This is a genomic window from Methylomonas albis (assembly GCF_014850955.1).
GTDB classification, from domain to species: domain Bacteria; phylum Pseudomonadota; class Gammaproteobacteria; order Methylococcales; family Methylomonadaceae; genus Methylomonas; species Methylomonas albis.
Map to the genome: position 1 here is coordinate 4086518 of NZ_JACXSS010000001.1, position 24171 is coordinate 4110688.

19 protein-coding genes and 1 pseudogene are annotated in these 24171 nt (G+C 53.8%); 11 read left to right on the forward strand and 9 right to left on the reverse strand.

Annotated features, from left to right (window positions below):
• Positions 1–32: 32 nt before the first annotated feature.
• Together EBA_RS18745 and EBA_RS18750 are read right to left on the reverse strand one after the other, a co-directional pair.
• Complete coding sequence (locus tag EBA_RS18745; RefSeq protein WP_192376115.1) at positions 33–1622, reverse strand: glycoside hydrolase family 57 protein; 1590 nt, start codon at positions 1620–1622, stop codon at positions 33–35.
• Between the two features lie 7 nt (positions 1623–1629).
• Complete coding sequence (locus EBA_RS18750) at positions 1630–2313, reverse strand: DUF4912 domain-containing protein (RefSeq protein WP_192376116.1); 684 nt, start codon at positions 2311–2313, stop codon at positions 1630–1632.
• A 184-nt stretch (positions 2314–2497) separates the two neighbouring features.
• Between EBA_RS18750 and glgX the strand changes: the two genes are divergently transcribed.
• Positions 2498–4684 (forward strand): glycogen debranching protein GlgX, encoded by a 2187-nt coding sequence (glgX, locus tag EBA_RS18755; RefSeq protein WP_192376117.1) that lies wholly within the window; start codon positions 2498–2500, stop codon positions 4682–4684.
• A 61-nt stretch (positions 4685–4745) separates the two neighbouring features.
• Here the strand turns inward: glgX and EBA_RS18760 are convergent, their stop codons facing one another.
• The 3 genes from EBA_RS18760 to EBA_RS18770 are packed head-to-tail and all read right to left on the reverse strand — an operon-like array spanning position 4746 to position 7674.
• Entirely contained in the window at positions 4746–5252 is a 507-nt protein-coding gene (locus EBA_RS18760; protein WP_192376118.1) for a hypothetical protein, read from the reverse strand.
• The gene (locus tag EBA_RS18765; protein WP_192376119.1) at positions 5249–5884 is read right to left on the reverse strand and encodes a hypothetical protein; all 636 of its coding nucleotides are present in this window, start codon (positions 5882–5884) and stop codon (positions 5249–5251) included. Before EBA_RS18765 ends, EBA_RS18760 begins: the two co-directional genes overlap by 4 nt.
• Complete coding sequence (locus EBA_RS18770) at positions 5881–7674, reverse strand: VWA domain-containing protein (protein WP_192376120.1); 1794 nt, start codon at positions 7672–7674, stop codon at positions 5881–5883. The genes EBA_RS18765 and EBA_RS18770 overlap by 4 nt, the downstream gene beginning before the upstream one ends.
• Before the next feature lie 136 nt (positions 7675–7810).
• Here EBA_RS18770 and EBA_RS18775 point away from each other — a divergent pair, with 136 nt between their 5' ends.
• Positions 7811–8983, forward strand: coding sequence for a phosphoglycerate kinase (locus EBA_RS18775; RefSeq protein ID WP_192376121.1), 1173 nt, complete (start codon positions 7811–7813; stop codon positions 8981–8983).
• Between the two features lie 264 nt (positions 8984–9247).
• On the forward strand, positions 9248–9919 hold the full coding sequence (locus EBA_RS18780) for a hypothetical protein (RefSeq protein ID WP_192376122.1): 672 nt from the start codon (positions 9248–9250) through the stop codon (positions 9917–9919).
• A 208-nt stretch (positions 9920–10127) separates the two neighbouring features.
• Here EBA_RS18780 and EBA_RS18785 read toward each other — a convergent pair whose 3' ends face one another.
• The 3 genes from EBA_RS18785 to EBA_RS18795 all read right to left on the reverse strand — a co-directional run bounded on the left by EBA_RS18785 (position 10128) and on the right by EBA_RS18795 (position 15109).
• Positions 10128–13229 carry an efflux RND transporter permease subunit gene (locus EBA_RS18785; protein WP_192376123.1) on the reverse strand — a complete coding sequence of 1034 codons (3102 nt, stop codon included), beginning with the start codon at positions 13227–13229 and terminating at the stop codon, positions 10128–10130.
• Complete coding sequence (locus tag EBA_RS18790; protein ID WP_192376124.1) at positions 13226–14335, reverse strand: efflux RND transporter periplasmic adaptor subunit; 1110 nt, start codon at positions 14333–14335, stop codon at positions 13226–13228. The genes EBA_RS18785 and EBA_RS18790 overlap by 4 nt, the downstream gene beginning before the upstream one ends.
• Positions 14336–14440: 105 nt before the next feature.
• A complete protein-coding gene (locus EBA_RS18795) occupies positions 14441–15109 on the reverse strand; it encodes a CerR family C-terminal domain-containing protein (RefSeq protein ID WP_192376125.1) in 669 nt (222 codons plus the stop codon).
• A 202-nt stretch (positions 15110–15311) separates the two neighbouring features.
• On the opposite strand from EBA_RS18795, the pseudogene EBA_RS18800 reads away from it, so the two are divergent.
• The 7 genes and pseudogenes from EBA_RS18800 to EBA_RS18830 all read left to right on the forward strand — a co-directional run.
• Positions 15312–15528 (forward strand): annotated as a pseudogene (locus EBA_RS18800) (IS3 family transposase); the annotation flags it as partial.
• A gap of 232 nt (positions 15529–15760) precedes the next feature.
• The gene (locus EBA_RS18805; RefSeq protein WP_192376127.1) at positions 15761–16276 is read left to right on the forward strand and encodes an RNA polymerase sigma factor; all 516 of its coding nucleotides are present in this window, start codon (positions 15761–15763) and stop codon (positions 16274–16276) included.
• 12 nt (positions 16277–16288) lie between these two features.
• Positions 16289–17245: a FecR family protein gene (locus tag EBA_RS18810; RefSeq protein ID WP_192376128.1), complete on the forward strand. Its 957-nt coding sequence runs from the start codon at positions 16289–16291 to the stop codon at positions 17243–17245.
• A 105-nt stretch (positions 17246–17350) separates the two neighbouring features.
• Positions 17351–19696, forward strand: a complete 2346-nt coding sequence (locus EBA_RS18815; protein WP_192376129.1) for a TonB-dependent receptor domain-containing protein — start codon at positions 17351–17353, stop codon at positions 19694–19696.
• Between the two features lie 13 nt (positions 19697–19709).
• On the forward strand, positions 19710–20909 hold the full coding sequence (locus EBA_RS18820) for a PepSY-associated TM helix domain-containing protein (RefSeq protein ID WP_192376130.1): 1200 nt from the start codon (positions 19710–19712) through the stop codon (positions 20907–20909).
• A 336-nt stretch (positions 20910–21245) separates the two neighbouring features.
• Positions 21246–22148, forward strand: a complete 903-nt coding sequence (locus tag EBA_RS18825) for a cation diffusion facilitator family transporter (protein WP_192376131.1) — start codon at positions 21246–21248, stop codon at positions 22146–22148.
• Between the two features lie 48 nt (positions 22149–22196).
• Positions 22197–23522, forward strand: a complete 1326-nt coding sequence (locus tag EBA_RS18830; RefSeq protein ID WP_225616371.1) for a D-alanyl-D-alanine carboxypeptidase family protein — start codon at positions 22197–22199, stop codon at positions 23520–23522.
• 8 nt (positions 23523–23530) lie between these two features.
• On the opposite strand, the gene EBA_RS18835 is transcribed toward EBA_RS18830, so the two are convergent.
• The gene (locus EBA_RS18835) at positions 23531–23737 is read right to left on the reverse strand and encodes a SlyX family protein (protein ID WP_192376132.1); all 207 of its coding nucleotides are present in this window, start codon (positions 23735–23737) and stop codon (positions 23531–23533) included.
• A 130-nt stretch (positions 23738–23867) separates the two neighbouring features.
• Between EBA_RS18835 and EBA_RS18840 the strand changes: the two genes are divergently transcribed.
• Entirely contained in the window at positions 23868–24170 is a 303-nt protein-coding gene (locus tag EBA_RS18840) for a DUF6763 family protein (protein WP_192376133.1), read from the forward strand.
• Position 24171 lies beyond the last annotated feature (1 nt).

Sequence of the window (24171 nt, forward strand, 5' to 3'; positions counted from 1 at the left end):
TGAGTTAGGCATTGCCCGAAACGGGCATCTGTCTAGGCGGCATAATGGCGAAAATCGATGTCCGGAAAAATATCGTCCATGATCTCCAGCGCTGTCAGATAGCGTTCATCGATACGATTTTTGCGGATCGCATCGTGCAAGTAATTAAAACGGGCCAAATGATCGGTGATGCGCTTGCGCGCATAATCGATAGTGGTGCCGGCCTTCATGATAAACGGCCAATCCGAAGACTGCGCCAGCAACAACGATCTGGCGGCCTGATTTAAAGCCCGTTGCTGTAAATCACTCACAGTAAAACCGCGCAAATCGCCCGCCAGCTTTTCCATCTCGGCGGCGGCTTTGTGCAACAAGGGATAAATCCAGTCGTTGCTTTCGTTCAGCCAGTAACTGGAATAACCGTGCTCGCCCCAACTGGAGGCAGCCGGCATAGCCTGTACGTGCTGCAAGGGCAATTGCAAATAATCGCCGCAGCTGACGGTCTGGATCCTGTTTTCGCTGCTGGCCGCCAAGCGTAATACTTGCTCCAACCATAAAGGTCCTTCGAACCACCAGTGTCCGAATAGTTCAGCATCGTAAGGTGCGACGATAATCGGTGCCTGCGGCATTTCCGCGGCTAAGGCATCGATTTGCTGCTGACGGCGCAAGATAAAATCCTCGGCATGTTGGCGTGCCTTCAGCTTGGCCAGCTCCGGCTGGTAAACCTGCTTGGTTTGCTTGGCGCCGGTGATGCGATAGTACTTGATGCCGGTGTTGATCCGAGTTTCGCCGTCCAGAATATACGGTGCAATATATTCCAGGGGCAAATCGAAACCGATGTCGCGATAATACTCGCGGTAATCGCCATCGCCGGGATAGCCTTCTTCAGCGCTCCACACCTGCCGCGACGCAGCAGGGTCTCGACCAAACGCCGCCACACCATTGCCGCAATCCAGCGGCGCATACACACCATAGCGCGGCGACTGGTCGGCGTCCATGATCGCGTGACTATCGACGAAAAAATACGTTACACCTTCGGCTTTCAACAGCTGTTCCAGACCCGGATAGTAGCCGCATTCCGGCAACCAAAACCCGCTGGGTGCAAAGCCGAATTGACTCTTAAAGTTGGCGATGCCAACGCCGATTTGATTGCGCACCGACACCGGGCTGACATTCAACAGTGGCAAGAAACCATGGGTGGCCGCGGTTGTAATCAACTCCAGACCGCCCGCGCTGTGATGGTGTTGAAACGCCGTCAGCAAATCGCATTGATAGCGTTGCTGGTAGCGATGCAAAGCATCCTGAAACCACTGCATATACAGCTGCGCCAATGGCTCAAACTGCGGCAGACGGCGGGTGCGCTCCAACTCGCGTTCCGCCAGTTCCAATCGGCCTTGCAGATAATGTAGATACCGGTTTTGCAGCAAGGGGTCGCGCAGCATCGTCATCAGTGTCGGCGACAGAGACAACGTCAGCCGATACGGCACTTGATCGTAATGCAGGCGCTCCAGCATTGCCAACAAAGGCAAATAGCATTCGGTAATCGCTTCGAACAGCCAGATTTCTTCAAAAAAACTGTTGTGTTCAGGGTGATGCACATAGGGTAAATGGGCATGCAAAACGATGCTGAGATAGCCTTTGTTCATCGAGAAATTAGCTTTTTTGGCCGGACGCGGTTACGGCAAGCGCCGAAGACGCTTGAGACGGCAGTATTATAAACTGCGCCATCGCCGGCGACAGTCTTTCCGTAATCGGCGAAATTTGCGGCGCGGCAGCGGTAGTATTCGAATAAGCCAAGGCGTTGAATTCCTGTTGTTGGTTTAGCCGGCCAATTGCCACTTGGTAAATGCCGGCCATATAGACACAGTCGCCGGGCAAGGCGATCTGCTGCTGGCTGCGTTCGGCAGCGACCGGCACATCGAACCAAGTGCGGATGGCCTCGGCTGGCGCTGTTGCCGCTTCGGTCGGGTCAGACTGACTGTAAACACGCAAGGTCAACGGCTGAACCTCCTCTACCGGTTCGACAATCGGCACAGCTACCTGCGGCGCTTCGTCAAGCTGCCAATACACATGCAAATGTTCAGGGTCGACTGGCAAGGCAACCAGCTTGGCACGCTTAAGCTCGATAGCCGTTTCCGCACGCGGGGCGAACTCCCGACTGATTTGCTGACTAATGCTTAACAGCTCTTGCGGCGAAAAGCCGGTACTCGTCAACCTCGCCGCGCCTGCTCTAAACCGCCGCGGGGCAAAGCCCCGGCTAATCTCCAGACTAATAGCCCGCATTTCCTCCGCAGAGAGCGGCGCGCGGACTTGAGACTGTGAGGAGGATAAGGCCATCGGCAATGTTAACGGGTCGGGTGACTAGGTTTTATCCTGTGGGTAGCGGACATTCCGCGACGTATCGCCGCAGCGATCAGGCTTTGTAGACTCTAACCGTTGTCGATTATTTACGCAAGGCATAGGCCTGCAGGCCCCATATGCAGTAAAATCAGTACTAATTCACAGTTTCTCGGTCAAGGGCATGCACAAACCATACAGTTTAAAGTCAGGGAGTCCCTATCCGCACGGCGCCAAGGTTAGCGAGGGCGGCGTCAACTTTTCCATCTCCAGCCGTCATGCCACAGACGTGGAATTGCTGCTGTTTTCCGAATCAGACAACATAAAACCCTTACAAGTCATACCCTTACAAAAGGACAAAAACCATACGTTTTTTTCCTGGCATGTGTTTGTGGAAGAGTTGCCAGTCGGCACTTGGTACGCTTGGCGCATCGACGGCCCCGCCAATACCAGCGAGTCGGGCTTACGCTTTGATCGCGAAAAATTATTACTGGACCCTTGGGCGCGCGCCATCAGCGATAAGCTATGGAACCGCGCCGCCGCCTGTAAACCCGGCGATAACAGCCACCACGCCATGCGCGCGGTGGTGGTCGACGACCGTTACGACTGGGAGGGCGACACGCCGCTGGCAATCCGCAGCGAAAAAGCCATTATTTACGAATTGCACGTCGGCGGCTTTACCCGCCATGCCTCCGCCAAGGTTAAACACCCCGGCACCTTTATCGGCCTGATCGAAAAAATCCCTTATCTGAAAAAACTCGGCATCACGCATGTAGAACTGCTGCCCATCATGGCGTTCGACGAGCAAGACGTGCCGCCGCACACCTCCGACCTGGGTTTGAAAAACTACTGGGGCTATAGCACGCACAGCTTCTTTAGCCCACATCCCGGCTATTGCGTCACACCGGAGCAAGGTACGCATATCCGCGAATTCCGCGATCTGGTCAAAGCGCTGCACAAGGCCGGCATCGGCGTGATCATGGATGTGGTGTTCAATCACACCTCGGAAGCCGGCGCCGACGGCCCGGTAATCAACTTTAAAGGCATTACCGGCAACAGTTTTTATTTGACCGACAAACAGGATAAACGGGTATTTCACGATTACACCGGTTGCGGCAACACCGTGAACGCCAATCACCCCTTAGTCACCAATTTCATCATCAGCTGTCTGGAATACTGGGTGCGGGAAATGCACGTTGACGGCTTCAGATTCGATCTGGCCAGCGCCTTGGCGCGCAGTGAAGACGGCAGCGTACTGCAGGATCCGCCCTTGGTCTGGGGCATAGAACTATCCGAACAGTTGGCGAAAACCAAACTGATCGCGGAAGCCTGGGATGCATCCGGCCTATATCAAGTCGGCAACTTTCCGGGCTATCGCTGGGGCGAATGGAATGGCCGCTACCGCGACGTAATTCGCCGCTTCCTGCGTGGCGACACCGGCATTATCAGCGAGGTGGCCACCCGTATTTGCGGCAGTAGCGATCTCTATCAACACCAGCATCGCTTACCGATCAGCGGCATTAACTTTGTCACCTGCCACGACGGTTTTACGCTGAAAGACCTGTTCAGCTACAACGAGAAACACAACACTGCCAACGGCGAGAGCAATCGCGACGGCTGCAGTAACAATCTCAGCAGCAACTGCGGTGCGGAAGGCCCAACCCCCAACCCGGCCATTTCCCGACTGCGGCGGCAACAGGTGAAAAACGCCTTTACTATTTTGCTGCTTAGCCACGGCGTACCCATGCTATTGGCCGGCGACGAGATTCTGCACACCCAGCAAGGCAATAACAACTGCTACTGCCAGGATAACGAATTAAGCTGGCTAAACTGGGATAAAGCCAAGGAAAACGCCGATGTGCTGCACTTTGTGCAACAGATGATCCGCTTACGCAAACGCCATCCAGCCCTGATGCGCCGCAACTTCCTCACCGGCAGAAAGATGGAAGGCAAAGACATGGCCGACATCAGCTGGCACGGCTTGGAGGTGGATCAACCGCCGCATTGGGACGACCCGTCCACCCGCACGCTGGCGTTTACTCTGGCGGCATTAGGCAAAGACGAAACAGACCTACACGTAGTACTCAACATGTCAGACAGCAAACACGATATGCAGCTGCCGCATATCGAAGGCAAGAGCTGGTGTCTGGCCGTGGATACCGCGCAAAAATCGCCCGATGATATTGTCGAGCCCGCAGAACAAAAAGCGCTGAGCAGACATTGGTATACCGTGGAACCACACTCGATTGTGGTATTCGAAAGCACCGCCCAATCCGGCGTCTACGGCGGAGATAGCGTGTCGAAGCGGTCCGCGAATTTTTTCAGCAAACTGACCGGCATCAAGTTACTCGACCAGCCTCCGCCAAGTTAATAAGCCAATAGCCTTAAACGTAGGACTTTAGGTGCGAATTCATTCGCAATGCCAGAGGGTCTTAGTCGAACACGTCGCCCCAATCCGGTGGCGGCGGCGCCTCTTCGGCTGGCACCGCCTCAGAGTCCGTCTGCTTTGCTGGTTTGGAATCGACAAGCGGCTCTTCAGTATCGACGGCGGACTTTTCGCTAACCGGCTTTTCTGGCGCATTTGGCAAAGCATCCAAATAACTATCCATTAAACGGCACAGGTTTTCGTAAAAACCGCCCACCGTCTGCTGCTGCATTTGCTGCTCTACAAACCCGTACAAAAACTGCTTTTCCGCCGCGATCAGGTTTTCGCTGACAGCCTGCGCGGTTTGTTCGTCTACATGATGCTTACCGGCCAAAGCCAAGGCCAACCTGTCGCCGCGCCGTTCCTGCCTGTCCTTAATGTCTTCCAGCAACTCTTCGATGCCCGCCAGCCGTTGGCGTTTATTCCGGCGATTCACGATAAGCAATACGATCAGGCCTGTGGACAAAACCAGCGATAACTCTGCCAATAGAATAAGCAACAGTGATTGAGTCATTTTCCCGGCTCCGTCATGCCCTCACGGACGCCACGCTCAGCATCGTAAAAAATTTGCAGCATTTTTTTACTGCTGTTTTCCAGCTCTAATGCGGTTTGGTTGCCGCTAAACACCCGGGTATATTCGGCAGACATTTCGTCGATGGTTTTCATCGCGTTATCCAGCTGCCGCACCAGTTGCTGGTTAATGCGCTCCATGCCGGCCAGTTGACTCGCTTGCGGGGACTCTTGCGTCGTGGCGGCCGGCGCAATCGCTCCGCGATTTGCCAACAAATTCTGATATGGTTCGGTTAAGCGGCCGACGCGCTGCTCAATCTCGCTTAGCAATGCCAATTCGCGTTTTAGAAACAAACGAATCACCCCTTCAAACAAAGCACGTTCAGAGGCGTTAACCTCTTGCAACAGTGGTTCGATCTCCGCTGCTTCCAAGCCGCAGTTTTCCTCCAGAAATTGCTCCAGCCAGCGATTTTTGACGATGGCTTGCTCTTCAAGCTCGGTAATAAACCGATCAATATCGGCCATCTCCCTACCGCGCCTGTTTCTCGATATAAAAAATAGCACGATGACCAACAGCGTCAGAAACGCCAGCGCCTCGCCCGCCAATATCACTATCACGGAATCGAATGGGTTCATGACAATCTCTCCAATAACTGTTGCTGTTTTTCTGCTTGGCTTTTTTTCAGATAACGGTGAATAAAAAATCCGCCGACACCAAAGAACACGTTGATTGCCAGCAGGATGCCGCCAACCAACAACCAGTTGGTTTTATGCTCGGCGGGCGCTGGATGCGTTTCGCTATCAGCCTCGCCGTGCGAATCGGCGGAGGCTTCCTGATTTGGGTCTTCTTGATGCTCGGACTTGCTGCCAGATGGTTCGACCGCCGCCGGCTGCTCGGCCGGTTTAAACCAGCTGTCGTCGATACTCAGTGGTGTGACCGCAGGCGTCAACGGCTTGCCGTCATGGTCTTTGGCCATGACATTGAAATTGACATGCGTGGTGGTCTGCGGCGGCAAACCAGCCAAATCCAGCAACCAGACCCCATCTTTATTTGTCAGTGGGCGGGTTTCCGGCTCGTGTCCGGTTTGGCTAATCACTGCATTCACCACCAAGCCGGCGGGATCGATCAGTTTGGTGTCCGGCAACAGCTTTAAGCTAACCTGGCGCTGAGCGGCATCGACGTGCTTCTCGACGGTAATCGGCGTGGCAACGACTTCGATCTCATGAATAATTTCCCGTTTGAAGGTCTTGCCGTCCGCAACAATTTTCAGCAAATGCTTGCCCAAACTGAAATGCTCGACCTGATGCTGGTAAAAACCGGGCTCAGCAGCCAAGGCCTGCATTTTTGCCGGTGCTTGCTGATCCTGTATCACTTCCAAGGTCAGCATGCCCAGGAAATCGGCGCGGGTTATCAGCGTATCCTTGTCGGTAAAATGCGCTTTTATCGGCAAGGTTTCGTTCTCGCCCAAAAAATTAGGTATCTCGCTAAGTTGCAGTTTCAAGTCAGTGACGATCATGACTTGGTTGTCCGGATCGACTTCCGCCACCAGACGCCATTCGCCGATCAACGGTTGCTTGACGGTGATCAGGTCGTACGACTGACTTTCCAGCCAAGACACATTGGCAACCATGCTTTGTTTACTGATGCTTTTGCCGTCCGGCGCCACCAATTGGGTGGGCGCGGCATGCGGTTTTTTGAACACCAACACCGAAAACTCGTGTATGCCGCTATCGACCTGGAATTTATTATCTGTCAGCGGCAAAGTCTCTTTCGGCGCGGCTTTTTGGGCCATTTTCAAAAACACCCGCTGTAATTGTTCGGCCGATTGCGCGGTTTCTGCCCAGCCGCCGGTCTCGAAGGCCAGTTTTTCCAGCAATTCCTTATCAGCTTGCTCAGAGAGCGCGATGGTTTGCACGTTGATATTTTGCTGTTGAAGTTTGGGTATCCACTCGCTGAGGATGCGCTCGCGGGAATCCGCGCTTTGCATGATGTCTTTGGAAATGTCGACAAAACCGTCGGTCAATAAAATCAGGTGTTTCTTACCACCAGCCGTAAAGCCTTGGTCGAGAACAGTCTGGATCGCGTCCTCAATGTGGGTATACAAACCGCGAGAATGAATATTCCCAATAGCTTTGCTGGCTTGCTGTTTCCAGGCCGCACTAACCGAATCAGTTGCCGACAGCGGCGCGGTTTTTTCCGCGAACAACCAGAATGCCGCCTTGGCACCGTCCGGCAACAAATTGACCAGCAAGCGACTGGCCTCGATGCGCAGATTGTCCGGATCGTTCTGTTTCATGCTGCCGGATACGTCTATCAACACCTGAATTTGGTCGGCGCCGGCAGCGGCAGGCACGGGTTCGCAGCGCGCGGAATCAACCGTTACTAGCAACACGCAGAACACCGTAAAAATGAACGACTTGAACATAAGTCCGCCGGTAAAAGTTTAGGCAATGGATAGCAAATATAGTCCAAGCACCTGACTATTCTGTTATTTTTTAATTCAGGCTGCAGTCAGCGTTACACTTTATAATGTTTTCACTATTTCAACCAAAGGAGAACTTATGTCTATCAAACGAATGGTCGATCTGGATTTGGCCGGCAAGCGCGTATTAATTCGCCAAGATTTGAATGTGCCTGTGAAAGACGGCAAAGTCACCAGCGACTTGCGTATCCAAGCCAGCGTCCCTACCGTGGAAGCCGCATTGGCCGGCGGCGCAGCAGTGATTTTAATGTCACATTTGGGCCGTCCTACCGAGGGCGAATATGACGAAGAGTCAAGTTTGAAGCCCGTCGCCGAGCGGTTTTCAAAATTGCTGGGTCAACCCGTACGTTTGGTGAAAGACTGGCTGGAAGGCGTGGAAGTCAAACGCGGCGAAGTAGTGCTGTGCGAGAACGTGCGCTTCAATAAAGGCGAAAAGAAAAACAGCGCCGAACTGGGCCAAAAAATGGCCGCGCTATGCGACATTTTTGTCATGGACGCCTTTGGTACCGCGCACCGCGCCGAAGCTTCGACCCATGCAGTAGCCGAACACGCCGCCGTCGCTTGCGCCGGCCCGCTATTGGCCGCTGAATTAGATGCATTGGGCAAAGCCCTGGAAACCCCAGCCCGGCCATTAGTTGCCATTGTCGGCGGCTCCAAAGTATCCACCAAACTGACCGTGCTGGAATCCTTGTCGTCTAAAGTCGATCAATTGATCGTGGGCGGCGGGATTGCCAACACTTTTATTGCCGCAGCCGGTTACCCGGTCGGAAAATCCTTGTATGAAGCGGATTTAATCCCGGAAGCCAAACGTTTGATCGCCTCGGCAAAAGAACGCGGCGCCGATATACCGGTACCGGTTGATGTGGTCTGCGCGAAAGAATTTTCCGAAAGCGCTGCGGCCACCGTGAAAAACGTCGCCGACGTCGAAGCCGACGACCTGATCCTGGACATTGGACCGGAAACCAGCAAGCAATACGCCGAAATCCTGAAAACCGCCGGCACCATCGTCTGGAACGGCCCGGTCGGCGTATTCGAAATCGACCAATTCGGCGAAGGCACCAAATCGCTATCCTTGGCGATTGCCGAAAGCCCTGCCTTCTCCATCGCCGGCGGCGGCGACACATTGGCGGCGATAGACAAATACGGCATCGCCGACAAAGTCTCTTACACCTCTACCGGTGGCGGCGCGTTCCTGGAGTTCCTGGAAGGTAAGGAATTGCCTGCGGTAGCGATTCTGCAAACTCGCGCCTAAGAGCGCCTGCATTGCAGGGCCAATCTGCCCAGTCAAAGCTCATAATTTATGAGAATGTATACCAGTCGATCAGCAGGAGAATTGCTGATTGACTGGTTACTACGCCCCGTTTTATTGCCCTACCCAATTGAATGTCAGCAAGTTGACCTATTTCAACCGACTTACGTAGCTATATGAAGCGAAGCGCAATCCGGGTTTGACAGTCTTTTTTCCCGGATTTCATTTCATTCCATCCGGGCTACGCTGGCTAGGTTAACAGCGGGCATGTTTGCCGTTTCCGCCTCAAGAGATGATTGTTTAACCATGAATACTGAATATGAAATTGAACAAGATATTGCATTGTCTGAGTTTATTGAAGAGATTTCAGAACAAGCTATTGGCGAATTTAAGCTAGATTGCTTGTGTTCTTATTATTATGAAAACCCAATGGTTATGGGCCATGCAGTAAACGTCCTTCAAGAAGGTAAAGAACTTCTCAAAGAGAACCATCCTGCCGCAGCTCTTGTATTCTTCGTCACATCTATCGAGCTTTTGCTTAAAGCAACTATTCTACAGCCAGTCGTTAAAGGTTTGGTACATAATGCCAAATTTGCTGAAATTATTATGATGCACACACTTGGACAGTCTGGTTTTGATCGCTACAAAGAGTTATTAGGACTAATATACAAGGAGTTAGCTGGCCTAGACCTTTCGACTGTTCAACGAAACGGAGCAAAAGACCCGCTGCTAAAAGAATGTACAGAACTGCAAAAAATAAGAAATTCAATAATTCATAAAGGGGAATCATGTAGCTCCGAGATAGCTGAAAAAGCACTGGATGTCTCTGTAGCCGTATATAACCTAATTGTTGTGGCTGTTCTTGATTCACTTCAACTCACTGTAGTAGAGCTGGGAAAAATCCTTCCAAAAACATCCAAATATCCTTCGCCATTCTGACTCGAAAACAGCCCCGTAGGGTACGCACCGCGTACCTTTTAGCTTTCGCCGCCATGATAACTTTCCAACGGTACGCGATGCGTACCCTACAATTATTTCAGTAACCGATTAACAGCCGGCAGGCTCGTTGGGATAGAACCTGAAGCCCTACCCCGACAACCAATTCATCTTCCTGACCACCGCCATTGGTCCGGCCTTGCGTCAAACCTCACGACTCAACAGGCGCTGTTTTGGGCCCGGTAAAGCGTTTCCAAACTGCCATGCCCAGATTTTTGAAATCGTCCAGATAGGTGTAAGCCACCGGAATCACCAACAGACTCAGCAAGGTGGAGGTCACCAAACCACCTATCACCGCAACCGCCATCGGGCTGCGGAAGGAGGAATCGGCGTTGCCCATGCCGATCGCAATCGGCAACATGCCGGCGCCCATCGCAATTGTGGTCATCACAATCGGCCGGGCCCGTTTGTGGCACGCATCCAATAGCGCATCCACCCGGCTCAAGCCCTGTTCGCGGCGAGCGATAATGGCGTAATCAACCAGCAGGATCGAATTTTTGGTGGCTATCCCCATCAGCATTACCAGACCTATCAATGATGGCATAGAAAAAGCCTTGCCGGTCAACAGCAGCGCCACGAAGCCGCCGCCGAACGACAGCGGTAGCGCCGCCAAAATGGTGATGGGTTGCAGGAAGTCTTTAAACAGCAACACCAGCACGATGAAGATGCACAACACGCCGGTCAGCATCGCCAAACCAAAGCTCGCGAACAACTCTTGCATCATTTCCGCGTCGCCGATGTTGATGCGCTTCACGCCAGCCGGCAAGTTTTTAATGCTGTCCAGATTTTCCACCGCAGCGGCGACGTCACCCAGTGGCTGGCCGGATAATTCGATTTCGAAATTGACATTACGTGAGCGGTCGTACCTGTCAATCACGGCGGGTCCGCTGGACAGTTCCAGTTTCGCCACCTGGCCGACCATCACCGCGCCGATGCCCGGCTTTGCAGACGGCACAGCCAAGCGTTCCAAAACGCTCAAATCTTGCCGGCCCTCATCGGCCAATTTCACCACCATCGGCACCTGGCGTTGCGCCAGATTGAGCTTGGACAAAGACCAATCGTAATCGCCCAAGGTGGCAATGCGCAGGGTTTCCGCCAGCGCGGTGGTGGTCACGCCCAGATCGGCAGCGCGGGCAAAGTCCGGCCGTACCGCTATTTCCGGTCGCACCAGCGCGGCGCTGGAGGCGATACTGCCCAGGCCGGGAATGGTTCTGAGGTCGCGTTCCAGGTTGCGAGCGGCGGCGCTCAAGGCTTGCGGATCGTCGCCGCTCAACACCAACACATATTTCTCGCCGGAAGCGCCCAATCCCACCTTGGTACGCACGCCGGGCAATTTTTGCAAGGCCTGGCGGATATTTTGCTCAATGGCCTGTTTACGCACCGGGCGGTCCTGGCGATTGGCCAAGGTAATCGTCAACGTGGCTTTGCGGACCTCGCCGGCGCCCTGGTTGCCGGCCATCGGGTCGCTACCCGCCGAACCGCTGCCGATAGTGGTGTAAATCGTTTTTACATAGTCGATACCGGCAATCAATTGCCTGGCCGCTTCGGCGGAAGCGCGCGTTTGCGCCAGGCTCGAACCGGGCGGCAACTCCACGAATACCTGGGTTTGCGGATTGTCGTCCGCCGGGATAAAGCCGGTCGGCAACAACGGAATCAAAAACAGCGAGCCAACAAAGAATGCCGCAGCACCGCAGATGGTGGTGAACCTATGTCTTAGGCACCAGCTCGCCAAATGCATATAGTTGCGCATGACGAAGCCTTCCTTAGGCTCGGAGTGACTAAGGTCTTTCAGCATATACGCCGCCATCATCGGCGTCAGCATCCTGGCGACCACCAACGACGCCAATACTGCCAGTGCCGCCGTCCAGCCGAACTGCTTGAAAAACCGGCCGGCGACCCCACTCATGAACGCGGTCGGCAAAAATACCGCTACCAGCGCAAACGTGGTAGCCACCACGGCCAAGCCGATTTCGTCGGCGGCCTGCATTGCGGCCTGGTAAGGCGTTTTGCCCATCCGCAAGTGGCGGACGATGTTTTCCACTTCGACGATGGCGTCGTCCACCAGAATGCCAATCACCAAGGACAAGGCCAACAGCGTGATCACATTCAGCGAGAAGCCCAAATAATCCATGCCCACAAAAGCCGGAATCACCGATAGCGGTAATGCGACAGCGGAAATAAAAGTGGCCCGCCAATCGCGCAAGAACAGCCAAACCACCAACACCGCCAGCAAGGCACCTTCGTAAAGCATGGTCATGGAACCTTGGAATTCCTCCTCGACTGGCGTGACAAAGTTAAACGCTTCGGTGAATTCGACATCCGGATTGGCGACACGCAATTCGGCCAAGGCTTTTTGTACGCCGGCACCCACTTCGACTTCGCTGGCGCCCCGGCTGCGAGTCACTTCAAAGCCCACCACCGGTTTGCCGTTCAACAACGCCAGCGCGCGCGGTTCTGCTACCGAGTCGTCCACCTTGGCGACTTGATCGAGCCGAATGTGGCGGCCATCGGCCAGTGAAAGCTGCAAGGGCCGTATTTCCTCCACCGAGGCCACGTTCGCCAAGGTGCGCAACGGTTGTTCGCCGCTGCCCAAATCGATCCGACCGCCGGCGCTCTCACGCTGGATTTGCCGCAATTGCCGGGAAATGTCTGCCGCTGTCGCGCCCAAAGCTTGCAGCTTGACCGGGTCCAAGGCAATCGTCACTTCCCGGCTAACGCCGCCCACCCGATTGACCGCACCGACGCCACGCACCGCCAGCAGACGCTTGGCGACCGTGTCTTCGACAAACCAGGACAGGGCTTCTTCATCGCGCTGCGCGGAGCTGACGGTTAAGGCCAAAATTGGCGAGCCGGCCAAATCCAGCTTGGTGACTATTGGGTCGCGCAGGTCGCCCGGTAAATCGGCGCGGACTTTGGACACTGCTGAACGCACATCGTCCAAGGCTTCCTGCACCGGTTTTTCCAGGCGAAATTCGGCGGTGATGGTGGCGCTGCCGTCCTGGGCTTTGGAGGTGATGTGTTTCAGCCCTTGCAAGGTGGCGATGGCGTTTTCGATTTTCCGCGCCACCTCGGTTTCCAGTTGCGACGGCGAAGCGCCGGGCAGCGTGGTGGAGACCGTGATGGTGGGCAAATCCAGATCGGGGAAATTCTGGATTTTCATCGATTTAAAGCTGAGCAAACCGGCGAAACTGAGCAGCACGAACAACATCATGGCCGGAATGGGGTTGCGGATACACCAGGCGGAAACATTCATTGTGCTAACACCCGCACGCTGTCGCCATCCGCTAAAAAGGACGCACCGCTGGCCACCAGACGATCGTCGACGGCAACTCCCGCTAAAATTTCCAGCTGGTCGCCGTTTCTGCGACCCAACTGCACTTTCACCTGCTTGACGCGCGCCCGATCCTCGGTTTGCTCGCTCAGCACAAACACATAGCTAAAGCCATCCCGCAAAGACAAAGCCTGTTGCGGCACGGTCAGTCCGGTAGAGTTGCCCAAATCAAATTCGCCACGGGCGAACATGCCTGCGCGCAGGCCGCTCTGCACGGCATTGGGTAAATCAACGTAAACCAGCCCGTTGCGGTTTTGCACATCCAGGGTTGGTGCCAAGAAACGGATGCGACCGTCTATAATGCCGACATTAGGCACTTCTACCCTCACCTTAAGGCCGGGTTTAAGTTGCGTCATTTCGGCGGCGGTAAGCTCGCCGCGCCATTCCAGGCGGTTTTGCCGAATCAAACGAAACAATTCCTGGCCTTTCGTGGCGACCGCGCCCAAGGTGGCGCCGCGCGCGGAAATCACCCCGTCGTCGCTGGCCAATACCTTGGTATATTTCAAACGCAATAATTGCGCATCCAACTGCGCCTTGGCTAGCTGTACTTTGGCGTTGGCAGTTTTTTCACTGGTTAGATATTGCCCGACTTGTTGCGCGCTCAAGGCTTTGCTGGCAAGCCGCTCGGCGCGTTCGGCGTTGATCCGTGCATCGGCCTGATTGGCTTCCGCTTCCGCCAACACCGCTCGGCTTTGTGCGACATCGGCCAGTACACTTTCGTCGGAAAATGTCGCCAATACCTGACCTTTCTTCACCGCTTCACCCACCTGTACGTTGACCGCACTCAGGCGCAGATCGCCGACTTCAGCACCGATCACCGCTTCCTGCCAGGGTGCAATAGAACCATTCGCCGTCAGGCTGACCGGAATATCGCGCATTTCCGGGCGAATCACGGAAACGCTGAGCGCCGGGTTGGCAATAGGCGCTATGACTGAGGGGGCGGATTCGGTGGCGCGGCTAACGGCCACACCAATGCCTATGGTTAATAGTACGCCGACGAATAATGCGCCTATCTTGCCTTTGCTCATGACTTTCCTCCGATGAAACTGTTGTGTTGGTTCGAAAATAAATCGCGAAGACCGGTGTTAATCAATAAACCACTCCATGCCAAATGAAAGAGTGGTGCCAGTGTGTTATTGCTCATTAGTGCTATCCTGCGCACGACGCGCTACCTCGCCTTCGATCATGGCTAGCGCATAGCCGGCCAAGCGCTCCGCTAATACATCTATCGCTTTAGGCGTCGTTAAAATTGGGGGGGAAATGGCTGATACGATTTCTTGTCCGACATAAAAATACACCGCCATGCCTATCATCGCGAATGCCAACCGATGTACATCGGCGTCAGTATCGGACAAGCCCAAATGCGCTTTCAGCAGCGATACCAGTGCGGCATGTTGTGGCTTGATTTCCGCGTCAATTTCCTGTTGCCAAGCGCCTGTCGGCTCGATCATCTCCCGAAAATGCAGCTTCATCACCAGCCCCAGTTCCTCCCCGCGTTTAAAAGGCTCCAGAAATTCGCTGAAAAACCTGCCCAGTACCTCCGGTAACGGTAAATCAGCATATTCCGCTACATTGGAGCCGCAAGGCAGATCACCCATTGGTTCGGTAAACGCCGCACGATATAGCCCTTGCTTATCGCCAAAGTAATAGCGGATAGCCGAAATATTCGCCCCCGCCGTGTCGCAGATTTCTCGTGTCGATGCGGCCTTGTAGCCCTTTTCGGCAAATAACCGCAACGCCGACATCACCAGTCGGCTACGTGCGTCGTGAACTTCTGTTGCGGAATTTTCGGTTGTGACCATGCTGCCTCGGCGAAATGCTTGCTAGAAATAAAATCAATCGATTGATTTACAAAATATCAATCAATCGATTGATTGTCAATTTTGCACGAGGTGAAGGCTAAGGCCTTGAATGCTGTGTAAATCAACACGCAGAGCTAATTTGGATGCGAACAGCGTTTTGGACATGGTTTGACTGAAGTGGCAGCTGAAAGCCGTTGACGAAGATGAATGTCTGTTGCTGCGCCTGCTCGATGAGGAATATACGCAGCACCCTTTTTATGGCTCTCGGCGGATGGCGAAGTACCTGTGTGGCTACGGACATGTGGTTAATCGCAAGCGGGTTTAGCGCTTGATACCTACAGGGCACAAGTGCAAACCCTTGGATTGGCGGGCATGGCGCCCGGCCCCAGTACCAGCACGTCTATCCGCAGCACAAGCTTTAACTTCTACCGTAGCCTGACTTCACGGGAAATGTTTTTTGACCTGAAAAACCATGTCATATGCCGAGACGAGTGCGGCATATGACATAGTTTTATACGGAATCCTTATTTTTTCTTTCTCTTCAAAAACATTAGCCTAAGCATTACAAAGGCTAGACGGCTATCCATCCTTATTGGCACACAGCTTGCGGAGGTTTCCAACTTCCGCTCACTAAAACCCGGAGCTTGTCGCTTGTCCGCCATCGCCCTACAGCATGATCAGATCGCCGAATTGTTTCTCAGGCATAAGGAAGCCATCGTCGATTTTTTGATTCAGAAGGTAAAGTGTCCGGATACCGCTCAAGATTTAAGCCAGGAGGCTTATTTACGCCTGCTGGGCAAGGACGGTTTGACACATATCGATAATCTGCCCGGCTACCTGTTTCGCACCGCCGAACGATTGTCGATAGACTTTATCCGCCACCATCAGCGCAGCGGCGCAAAGACTCAAACACTCGACGATGAGCTGACTTGCCCGCTGATTCAGCCGGAAGACTTTGCCATTCTTAGTCAGCAATGCGAACTATTGCTGCAGGCTATCGCCAGCCTCCCCCGGCAATGCCGGCATATTTTACTGCTGCGCAAGATCGACGAATTAAGCTATGCCCAGATCGCCGGACAATTGGGCATCTCCGAAAAAACCGTGCAACGCCAATTGGTCAAGGCCATGTTGCACTGCCATCAGTTACTAATCGATCCGCAATACTAAACAGGCGCATTGATGAAAGCACCCGGCATTTCCCAAAGACAACAGATTCTGAAACAAGCGACGACATGGTTTGTGGCGTTGCAATCCGAACACTGCAACGACAAACAGCTTCAAACATTCGAGCAATGGCTTCTGCAAGATCCGGCACATCAGCAGGCTTACGCAGAAGTGACAGGCCTTTGGGGAGATTTGGATACCCTGAAAACCCGCAAGATAACGGGTTTGGATGCCGCACGCTCGGCACGACCCCGCATCTGGCGAAACAGCAAAGCTTTAACCGGCTGCCTGCTGCTTGGCGCAATTTTAACCGGGGCGTGGCTGGACTACAGCACACCCGGCACGGATTACCGGACAAGCATAGGCGAACAACAAACCGTGCAGCTAGCCGACGGCTCGCAAATGCAATTGAACACAAACACGCAACTGAGTGTACGTCTGTCCTGGTGGCGCCGCGAGATCGAATTGCAGCAAGGCGAAGCCATGTTCAAGGTTGCCCATCAGGCCTGGCGTCCGTTTACCGTGCATACCGGCGATTTACAAATTAAAGACATCGGCACCGTGTTTAACGTGCGACACGATACGCTCGGCACCGCCGTATCGGTGTTGGAAGGCGAAGTTTCCTTGCTCGCCGGCCGCAGCTGGTTTGGCGAAAATTTAGCCGCCGGTTTCAGCCGCAAAATTGACCAAAACGGCCACTGGCAAAAATCGGGGAAAACCAGTGTCGAACAAGTGGCGGCGTGGACCAGCGGCCAGCTGCTGTTCGATCACACCCCGCTAGCCGAAGTCGTCGCAGAATTGGAGCGCTATCACACCGTACGCTTTGCGTTTGCGGATCCCGCTTTGGCAAAACAAACCCTGAGTGGCAGTTTCAATTCCGCCGACCTCAAGCCGTTTTTGCAAGCCTTGGAAAAAATCCTACCCATCCGCGTACAGCGCCAAAAACAGACCATCGTGCTGTATGCCCGTTAGCTTGAAAAAATATTCAACCAAATTGTCCAGTTTGGCCGACCTGCTTCGTTAATAGGGTATGGCAAGTCAAAAAATCTTGCTGCCCACGACTAACAGGAGATGATTATGAATTACAAACTTAAACCCAAACCTTCCGGAAAACAGCGTCCACACCTACCGCTGCTGGCCTTCGCATTGACGGCATCCTTGAACGCGATGACTGTCGTTGCCGCCGACGCTAACATAGACCTTCCGGCCCAGCCGTTGGCAGCGACCTTGGATAGCTTGGCCAAGTCCACCAACACCAAATTGATTTACGCCGACTCGGTTGTACAAGGCATGCAAGCCGAAGCACTGAAAGGCAGCTTTACCGTGCAACAGGCTTTAGAGAAGGTACTCAGCCGCAACGGTTTGCAATTCGAACAAGTTGGCGAGGGTGTTATTGCGGTTAAAAAGGCCCCAGCGCCAAAAGCCCAAGCCATCAAGGACGATTCGATTTTCGAGCTAGGTGCGGTCACAGTGAGTGATCAAGCCGAGAGTGTAAAATTAACCGGCAAGGACATCGCCACTTCGGTGGACATCATGTACGCCGATAAGATCGCCGACCAAAACGTGTTGACAGCCTACGATTTGTTCCACCGCATGCCCGGCGTTCAGGTGACTCAATTCGGCCAAGGCATCACCACCGGAAAAATGTCGTTTCGCGGCTTCAATGGCGAAGGCCGGGTTAACGCGGTCAAATTACTGATCGACGGCGTTCCCAGCAACACCAACAGTGGCGACACTTATTTCATCGACTCGCTGTTTCCGCTGGACATCGAGTCCATCGAAGTGGTGCGCGGCACCAACGACGCCCGCTACGGCCTGCACTCCTTCGCCGGCAACATCAGCATGAACACCACCACCGGCGGCAACTACGTCAAGGGCCGGGTCGGTTACGGCAGTTTCAACACCCACGACATCCAATCCGGACTGGGCTACGAAAAAGACGGTTTCTCGCAAAACTATCAAATATCCTATCGCGCCAGCGACGGTTACCGCGACCACAGTGATACCGATAAAAACAGCTTTTCGGGCAAGTGGTTTTACACCCCGGACGACCAAAAATACAAAATAGGTTTGATCGCCCGCTGGAGCGAAGCCGGCGCCCAAGAGCCGGGCTATATGACTTACCAGGAACAGTTACTTAACCAAACCCAAACCTTCGCCCGAAATGCCAGCGACGGCGGCAAACGTACAGTTGGTCAAGTCAGCACCCATTTAGACGTCAACGTTAGCAAGACTTTATTCTGGTCGTCCAAGGTTTACGGCAACTTGTTCGACGACCAGCGTTACGTGACCTACGGACCCGGCGCGACGCAACAAGAACGCGACCGCGACGAAATCCAGTATGGCGCGATGACCTCGCTGACCTACCATCCGGTGGTCAGTTGGCTGGACGACTTTTCGCTGGAAACCGGCTTTGACTTCCAGCAGCAGGAAAACAAATATCTACGTTATCTAACCACTAGCCGAGCTCGCAACAGCGGCGGTTTGCGCAATGACGAGAAATGGGACTTCCTAAACTACGGCGGCTACATCCAGGCAGTCATCAAGCCTTTCAAATGGTTGAAGCTGACGCCAGGCTACCGCGCCGACATCATCGACGGCAGCTTTTTCAACTATCGCCCCGGCACGACCTTCGGCTCTTCTCCGTTGAACGATTACGGCACGATTTCGCAACCCAAAATCGGCGCGGTGATTACGCCGATAGAAGGTTACAGCCTTTACGGTAACTGGGGCCGCACTTTCCAGGTCGGCCTGGGACAAGCCACCTTCATCGGCCGCAACCAAGCTAACATCGGCCCCTCGTTGAATGACGGTTGGGAAGTTGGAATCAAGCTAAAGCCGGTGGATTGGGCCGAGGGCCGGGTCGCCTATTGGGCACAAGACGCCAGCAACGAAATCAGCCGCAATCTGGCCAGCGTCGACTCGACGATGATCGGTGCGACCAAACGCCAGGGTGTGGACATTGAGGTCAAGGTCTATCCGACCGACAAAGTCGGCGTTTGGGCATCCTATTCTTTGCAGGAAGCTAAAGTCACTAACCCGCCCGCAGTCGCAGCCGGCACGATGGAGTACACCGCCGGCAATCAGGTGGTCAATACCCCGAATTATTTGTTTTCGGCCGGTATCGACTACCAAATCCTGCCGCAACTGCGTTCTTCGCTGTGGACCAGTGGCCAAGGCGATTACTTTGTCGATCAAGCCAATCAACGCGGCAAATACGGCGAATATGCCCTGCTGAACCTCGATTTGGGCTATCAGGTGACCAAGGAAGTGGAATTGCAATTTCAGGCCAAAAACCTGACCGATGTTCGCCGGGAATACGTGTGGTACGACGAAACCTTCGGTGCTACCGCCCAACCGTTCTTCTCGCCCGGCGACGGCGTTGCGTTCTACGGCGCCGTGAACGTCAAGTTCGACTACTAAGCTAACGTAAAACATGAGAGCAACGGCCAGCAAGAGGCAGGCTAGACGCCAGTTCTGGCTGGCCGTGCATTTATATCTCGGACTGTCGCTGGGTTTGATCATCGCCATGGTCGGCCTGAGCGGCAGCCTGCTGGTGTTTTATATCGATCTGGACGAATGGCTGAATCCGCAGCTGATCATTTCCGAATCAACTACCCAACGGCAAAGCTACGAGGATATTTTTCAAGCCTTGCGCCGGACTGAACCCACGCGGCAACGCGGCTGGCGTCTGGAAATTCCCGAAGACCCGCAGCGCGCAATCACCGCCCGTTACTACAAACCCGGAGAAACCGCACATCATGGCTTTGCGCCGCTGACGCTGTCAGTCGATCCGTTTACCGGCACGGTACTCGCCAATCGCTTCTGGGGCGAATTTGCGATGACCTGGCTCTACGATTTGCATTACAAACTGTTGCTGGACGATCTGGGTAAGATTTTGATGGCTATTCTGGGCGGCTTGTTGCTGATTTCCTTAGTCAGCGGAGTCTATCTCTGGTGGCCGCCTCTTCATAAATTGAAGAGCGCTTTGAGCCTAAAGCGAAATGCCAGCCGCGAACGCTTGAATTACGACTTGCACAAACTAGCCGGCGTCTACAGTTTGATCGTGATAATGGTGTTGGCGGTCACAGGGATTGCCTTGGAGATTCCGCAATACGTCAATCCCATACTGGGCTATTTCTCGCCTTTGCAAGCATCGCCCGCGCCAAAATCGGCCATAACCCAAAACAACCCAGCACGTATCAGCCTGGATCAAGCCGTCGCGGTCGGCCAAGCCCGTTTTCCGCAGGCGCGCCTGTGTTGGATAGAGACACCGCACGACGCCAATGGCAGCTACCGCATCAATCTGCGCCAGACTGGCGAACCCAGTCAGCGCTTTCCCAAAACCAATGTCTGGGTCGATCAATATTCCGGCCAGGTGTTGGCGGTCAGCAATCCCGACGAACTTGGAAGTTCAGATACAATCATCAACTGGCTGCATCCTTTGCATACCGGAGAAGCGTTCGGCTTGACCGGCCAATTGCTGGTGTTAATTTCCGGCTTGCTCTGCCCGCTGCTGTTCATCACCGGTGTAATTCGCTGGTTACAAAAACGGCGCGGTCGACCAATGCGTCATCGGCAGCAACGCCACACTGCTAAAAATCAGCCGCTGTCGCCCGAGCTGCTAAACCGATAAATTCAACGGCGGATCACTACTACTGGCACCTGCCTGTGGATAGCTAAGGTGATTTTTGAGAACGTTTATACCCATTGGCAATGACAAATATGTCGTTCGCTGAGCGGACTTGTGCTGAGCGACGCCAAAGTAGCCGAAGCAAACGGTTGACTTCGGCTCCGCTCAGTCAACGGCAAGTCGCTTGCTTTGGGTGCATTTATTGCCATAAATCGCCTAAGTATTTGCAGCAAATCCACGCGACTAATCTAAAATTCGCATAATTAGCAGGTGCGTTTCCGGTAGTGTTTGCCGCAAATGATCGCAGCCTTACTCAACATTTTATTCGGCCCAAAATCCATGTCTCATAGCAATTCCACCTCAGCCATTATTGTCGCGTTCGCCGCAAATCTGGGCATCGCGTTGACCAAAACCGGCGCGGCAGTCTGGACCGGTTCCGGTTCGCTGCTGGCGGAAGCCATCCATTCCGTTGCCGATTGCGGCAATCAGGTGTTGCTGTTTATCGGCATGAAACGTTCGGCGCGGACGGCAACCCAGCAACATCCTATGGGTTATGGCCGGGAAGCCTATATTTGGTCAATGATGGTGGCAATTACCCTATTCTCGGTTGGCGGATTGTTTTCGATCCACGAGGGCTGGTTGCGATATCACGAACCGCAAGCCGTGGAAAACGCCGGTATCGCGCTGACGATATTGGCTATAGCCGTAGTTTTGGAAGGTTTTTCATTGCGAGCCGCACTGGGGGCGATGGAAAGCGAACGTGGCGATCGCAAAATTTGGCAATGGTTTAAAGAAACCCAATCCAGCGAATTGATGGTGGTGATCGGCGAGGATCTGGCCGCACTGCTTGGCCTGGTGATAGCCGCCGCGATGCTGGGTTTGACCATGGTCACCGGCAATTCGCTTTACGACGCCATTGGCTCAATGTTGATCGGCGCACTGTTGATAGTCGTAGCGATTTTAATTGGCCGGGAAGTGCATTCTTTGCTACTCGGGGAAGCCGATGCGCAAATCCGCGATGCAGTTCACCGTTATCTGGAAAAACAAAGCTGTGTCACTCGCGTACTGAATATTTGGGCTATTAGCCACGGCAGCCAAGTAATGGTGGCCGTAAAAGCCGAAATGCCACCGAATTTAAGTGTCGGGGAAGCCGTTGAATTAATTAACGGAATGGAAAAACAGATCAAAACAGACCACCGCCGCATCAATTGGGTCTTTTTCGAAATCGATAATTCTGATTAAATAATACAGTCAAATGTTTACGCCACATATCTGGAGCAAAGTAAGAACTTGAGCACCCTACCGAAAACCCGTTTAGCGCTACTTTCTTTAGCATGTCTGCTGTTGCAAAGCGCTCCCGCGTCCGCCAGATACGCGGCCATTGTGATTGACGCCGACACCGGTCGCGTCGTTCACGAAACCGAATCGACCCAACGCTGGTATCCCGCGTCCTTGACCAAGGTCATGACCATCTATTTAACGCTGTCGGCTTTGGAAAACGGCCGACTAAGACTGACCGACACCTTATTTGCGTCGCAACACGCCGCCTCGCAACCGCAGTCCAAACTGGGCTTGCGTACCGGGCAAAGTCTGACAGTGGAACAAGCGATCATGGCGGTCACGACCCGTTCCGCCAACGACGCGGCGGTGGTACTGGCGGAAAAGCTGGGTGGTTCGGAAAGCAATTTTGCGACGATGATGACCCAGCAAGCCCGTACTCTAGGCATGTACAACAGTTCGTTCGAGAATGCCAGCGGTTTGCCGAACGACGGCCAAATCAGCAGTGCCCGCGACTTGGCCTTATTATCGGCCTCGCTGATTCGCGACTTCCCGCAGCATTATCATTATTTTTCGGCGACGGAATTTAACTATAAAGGCCGGGTAATGCCCAACACCAACCGCATTCTGAAAACCTATCCGGATGCTGACGGTTTGAAAACCGGCTTTACCTGCGGCTCCGGCTACAACCTGATCGCCTCGGCCAAACGCAACGGCCACCGCTTGATTGGCGTGTTATTGGGTGCGCACAGCAGCGGCGAGCGTTTCGAGCAAATGGGCAATCTATTGGACATGGGCTTTGCCAATAGCGAAAAAGGCCTGTTCGGTGAACATATCTCGCAACTGAAAGACTACTCAGCCCTGCCGCCACCGTTTCAGTTGTCCTCTAACCGTTGCGCCGGCAGTGCCGAGCAAATGGGCGCCGACTCCGGCAGCAGCCGTTATGAGCCAATTCGCATCAATGCGCCTTACAATAGCCGCCGTGAAAAGCTCACCCAATTGGCCCAAGCTAAGCCGCAAAGCCACGGCAGCGTCTGGACAGTCAGCATGGGCAGCTATCCGCGCAAAATTGATGCGGACGTAAATTTACAGCGCGCGCGCAACGCTCTCGGCGCGTTAGCCAAATCCGGACGAGCAGGCATCGTCAGAACCAAGTCTAAAGGCAGTACCGCCTGGCGCGCGCAATGGAGCGGTTTACAACAGGACGACAGCCAAGACTTTTGTCGGCGCTTACGTGCCAAACATATGGATTGCAGTTCCTCGCCGCAACCCCGGCAAACCTTGGCGGCTACTAGCCCATCTAAGCCGATACGCCGCGTCAACCACCGTAGGTCCTGAGCCTCAAATCAGTAATGGGGCGGCCGTTCGTCAACCGCCCCAACTTGGCGATCATCAAGCGCCAAGCTTTTGATCTTGTCGTTTAGCAATTTACAGGTTTCTTCCAGCTTACCGATCTGCTTTTGCTGGCCGGCCACCACCTGATTCAAGGCCTGAATCAAATCTTCCTGATACGCTTGTTTAATCTCCAATTCGATGAATCTGTCTTCGCTCATTGCTCCAGCCGGTTAATATGCAAATTTGCCATTCTAATCGAAAATTCCGATAGTTTTGCCCCATGTACTCGCACAGCTTCTATAAACTCGCTATCATTGCCCAGTACATCAACATAGCGAGGATGCAACCATGACAACTATTGCAGATCCGGTCATAGGCCGTTGGTATAAAGACCTGGAAAGTAATCTCACCTTCAAAGTCGTAGCGATTGAAGGCAACGAAGAATCGGTGGAAGTTCAGTTCGCCAACGGCGATTTGGGCGAGTACGACAACGAATCCTGGTATGGCTCGACTATCGATTACATAGAAGATCCGGAAGACTGGAGCGCGCCGTTCGACGAACTGGAAGCCGACGACCTCGGCTACACAGACCCTGATCGCCATGCCCGGCCGGATGCGGAAGATTTGGACATTAGCGATTTGTTGGATTGAG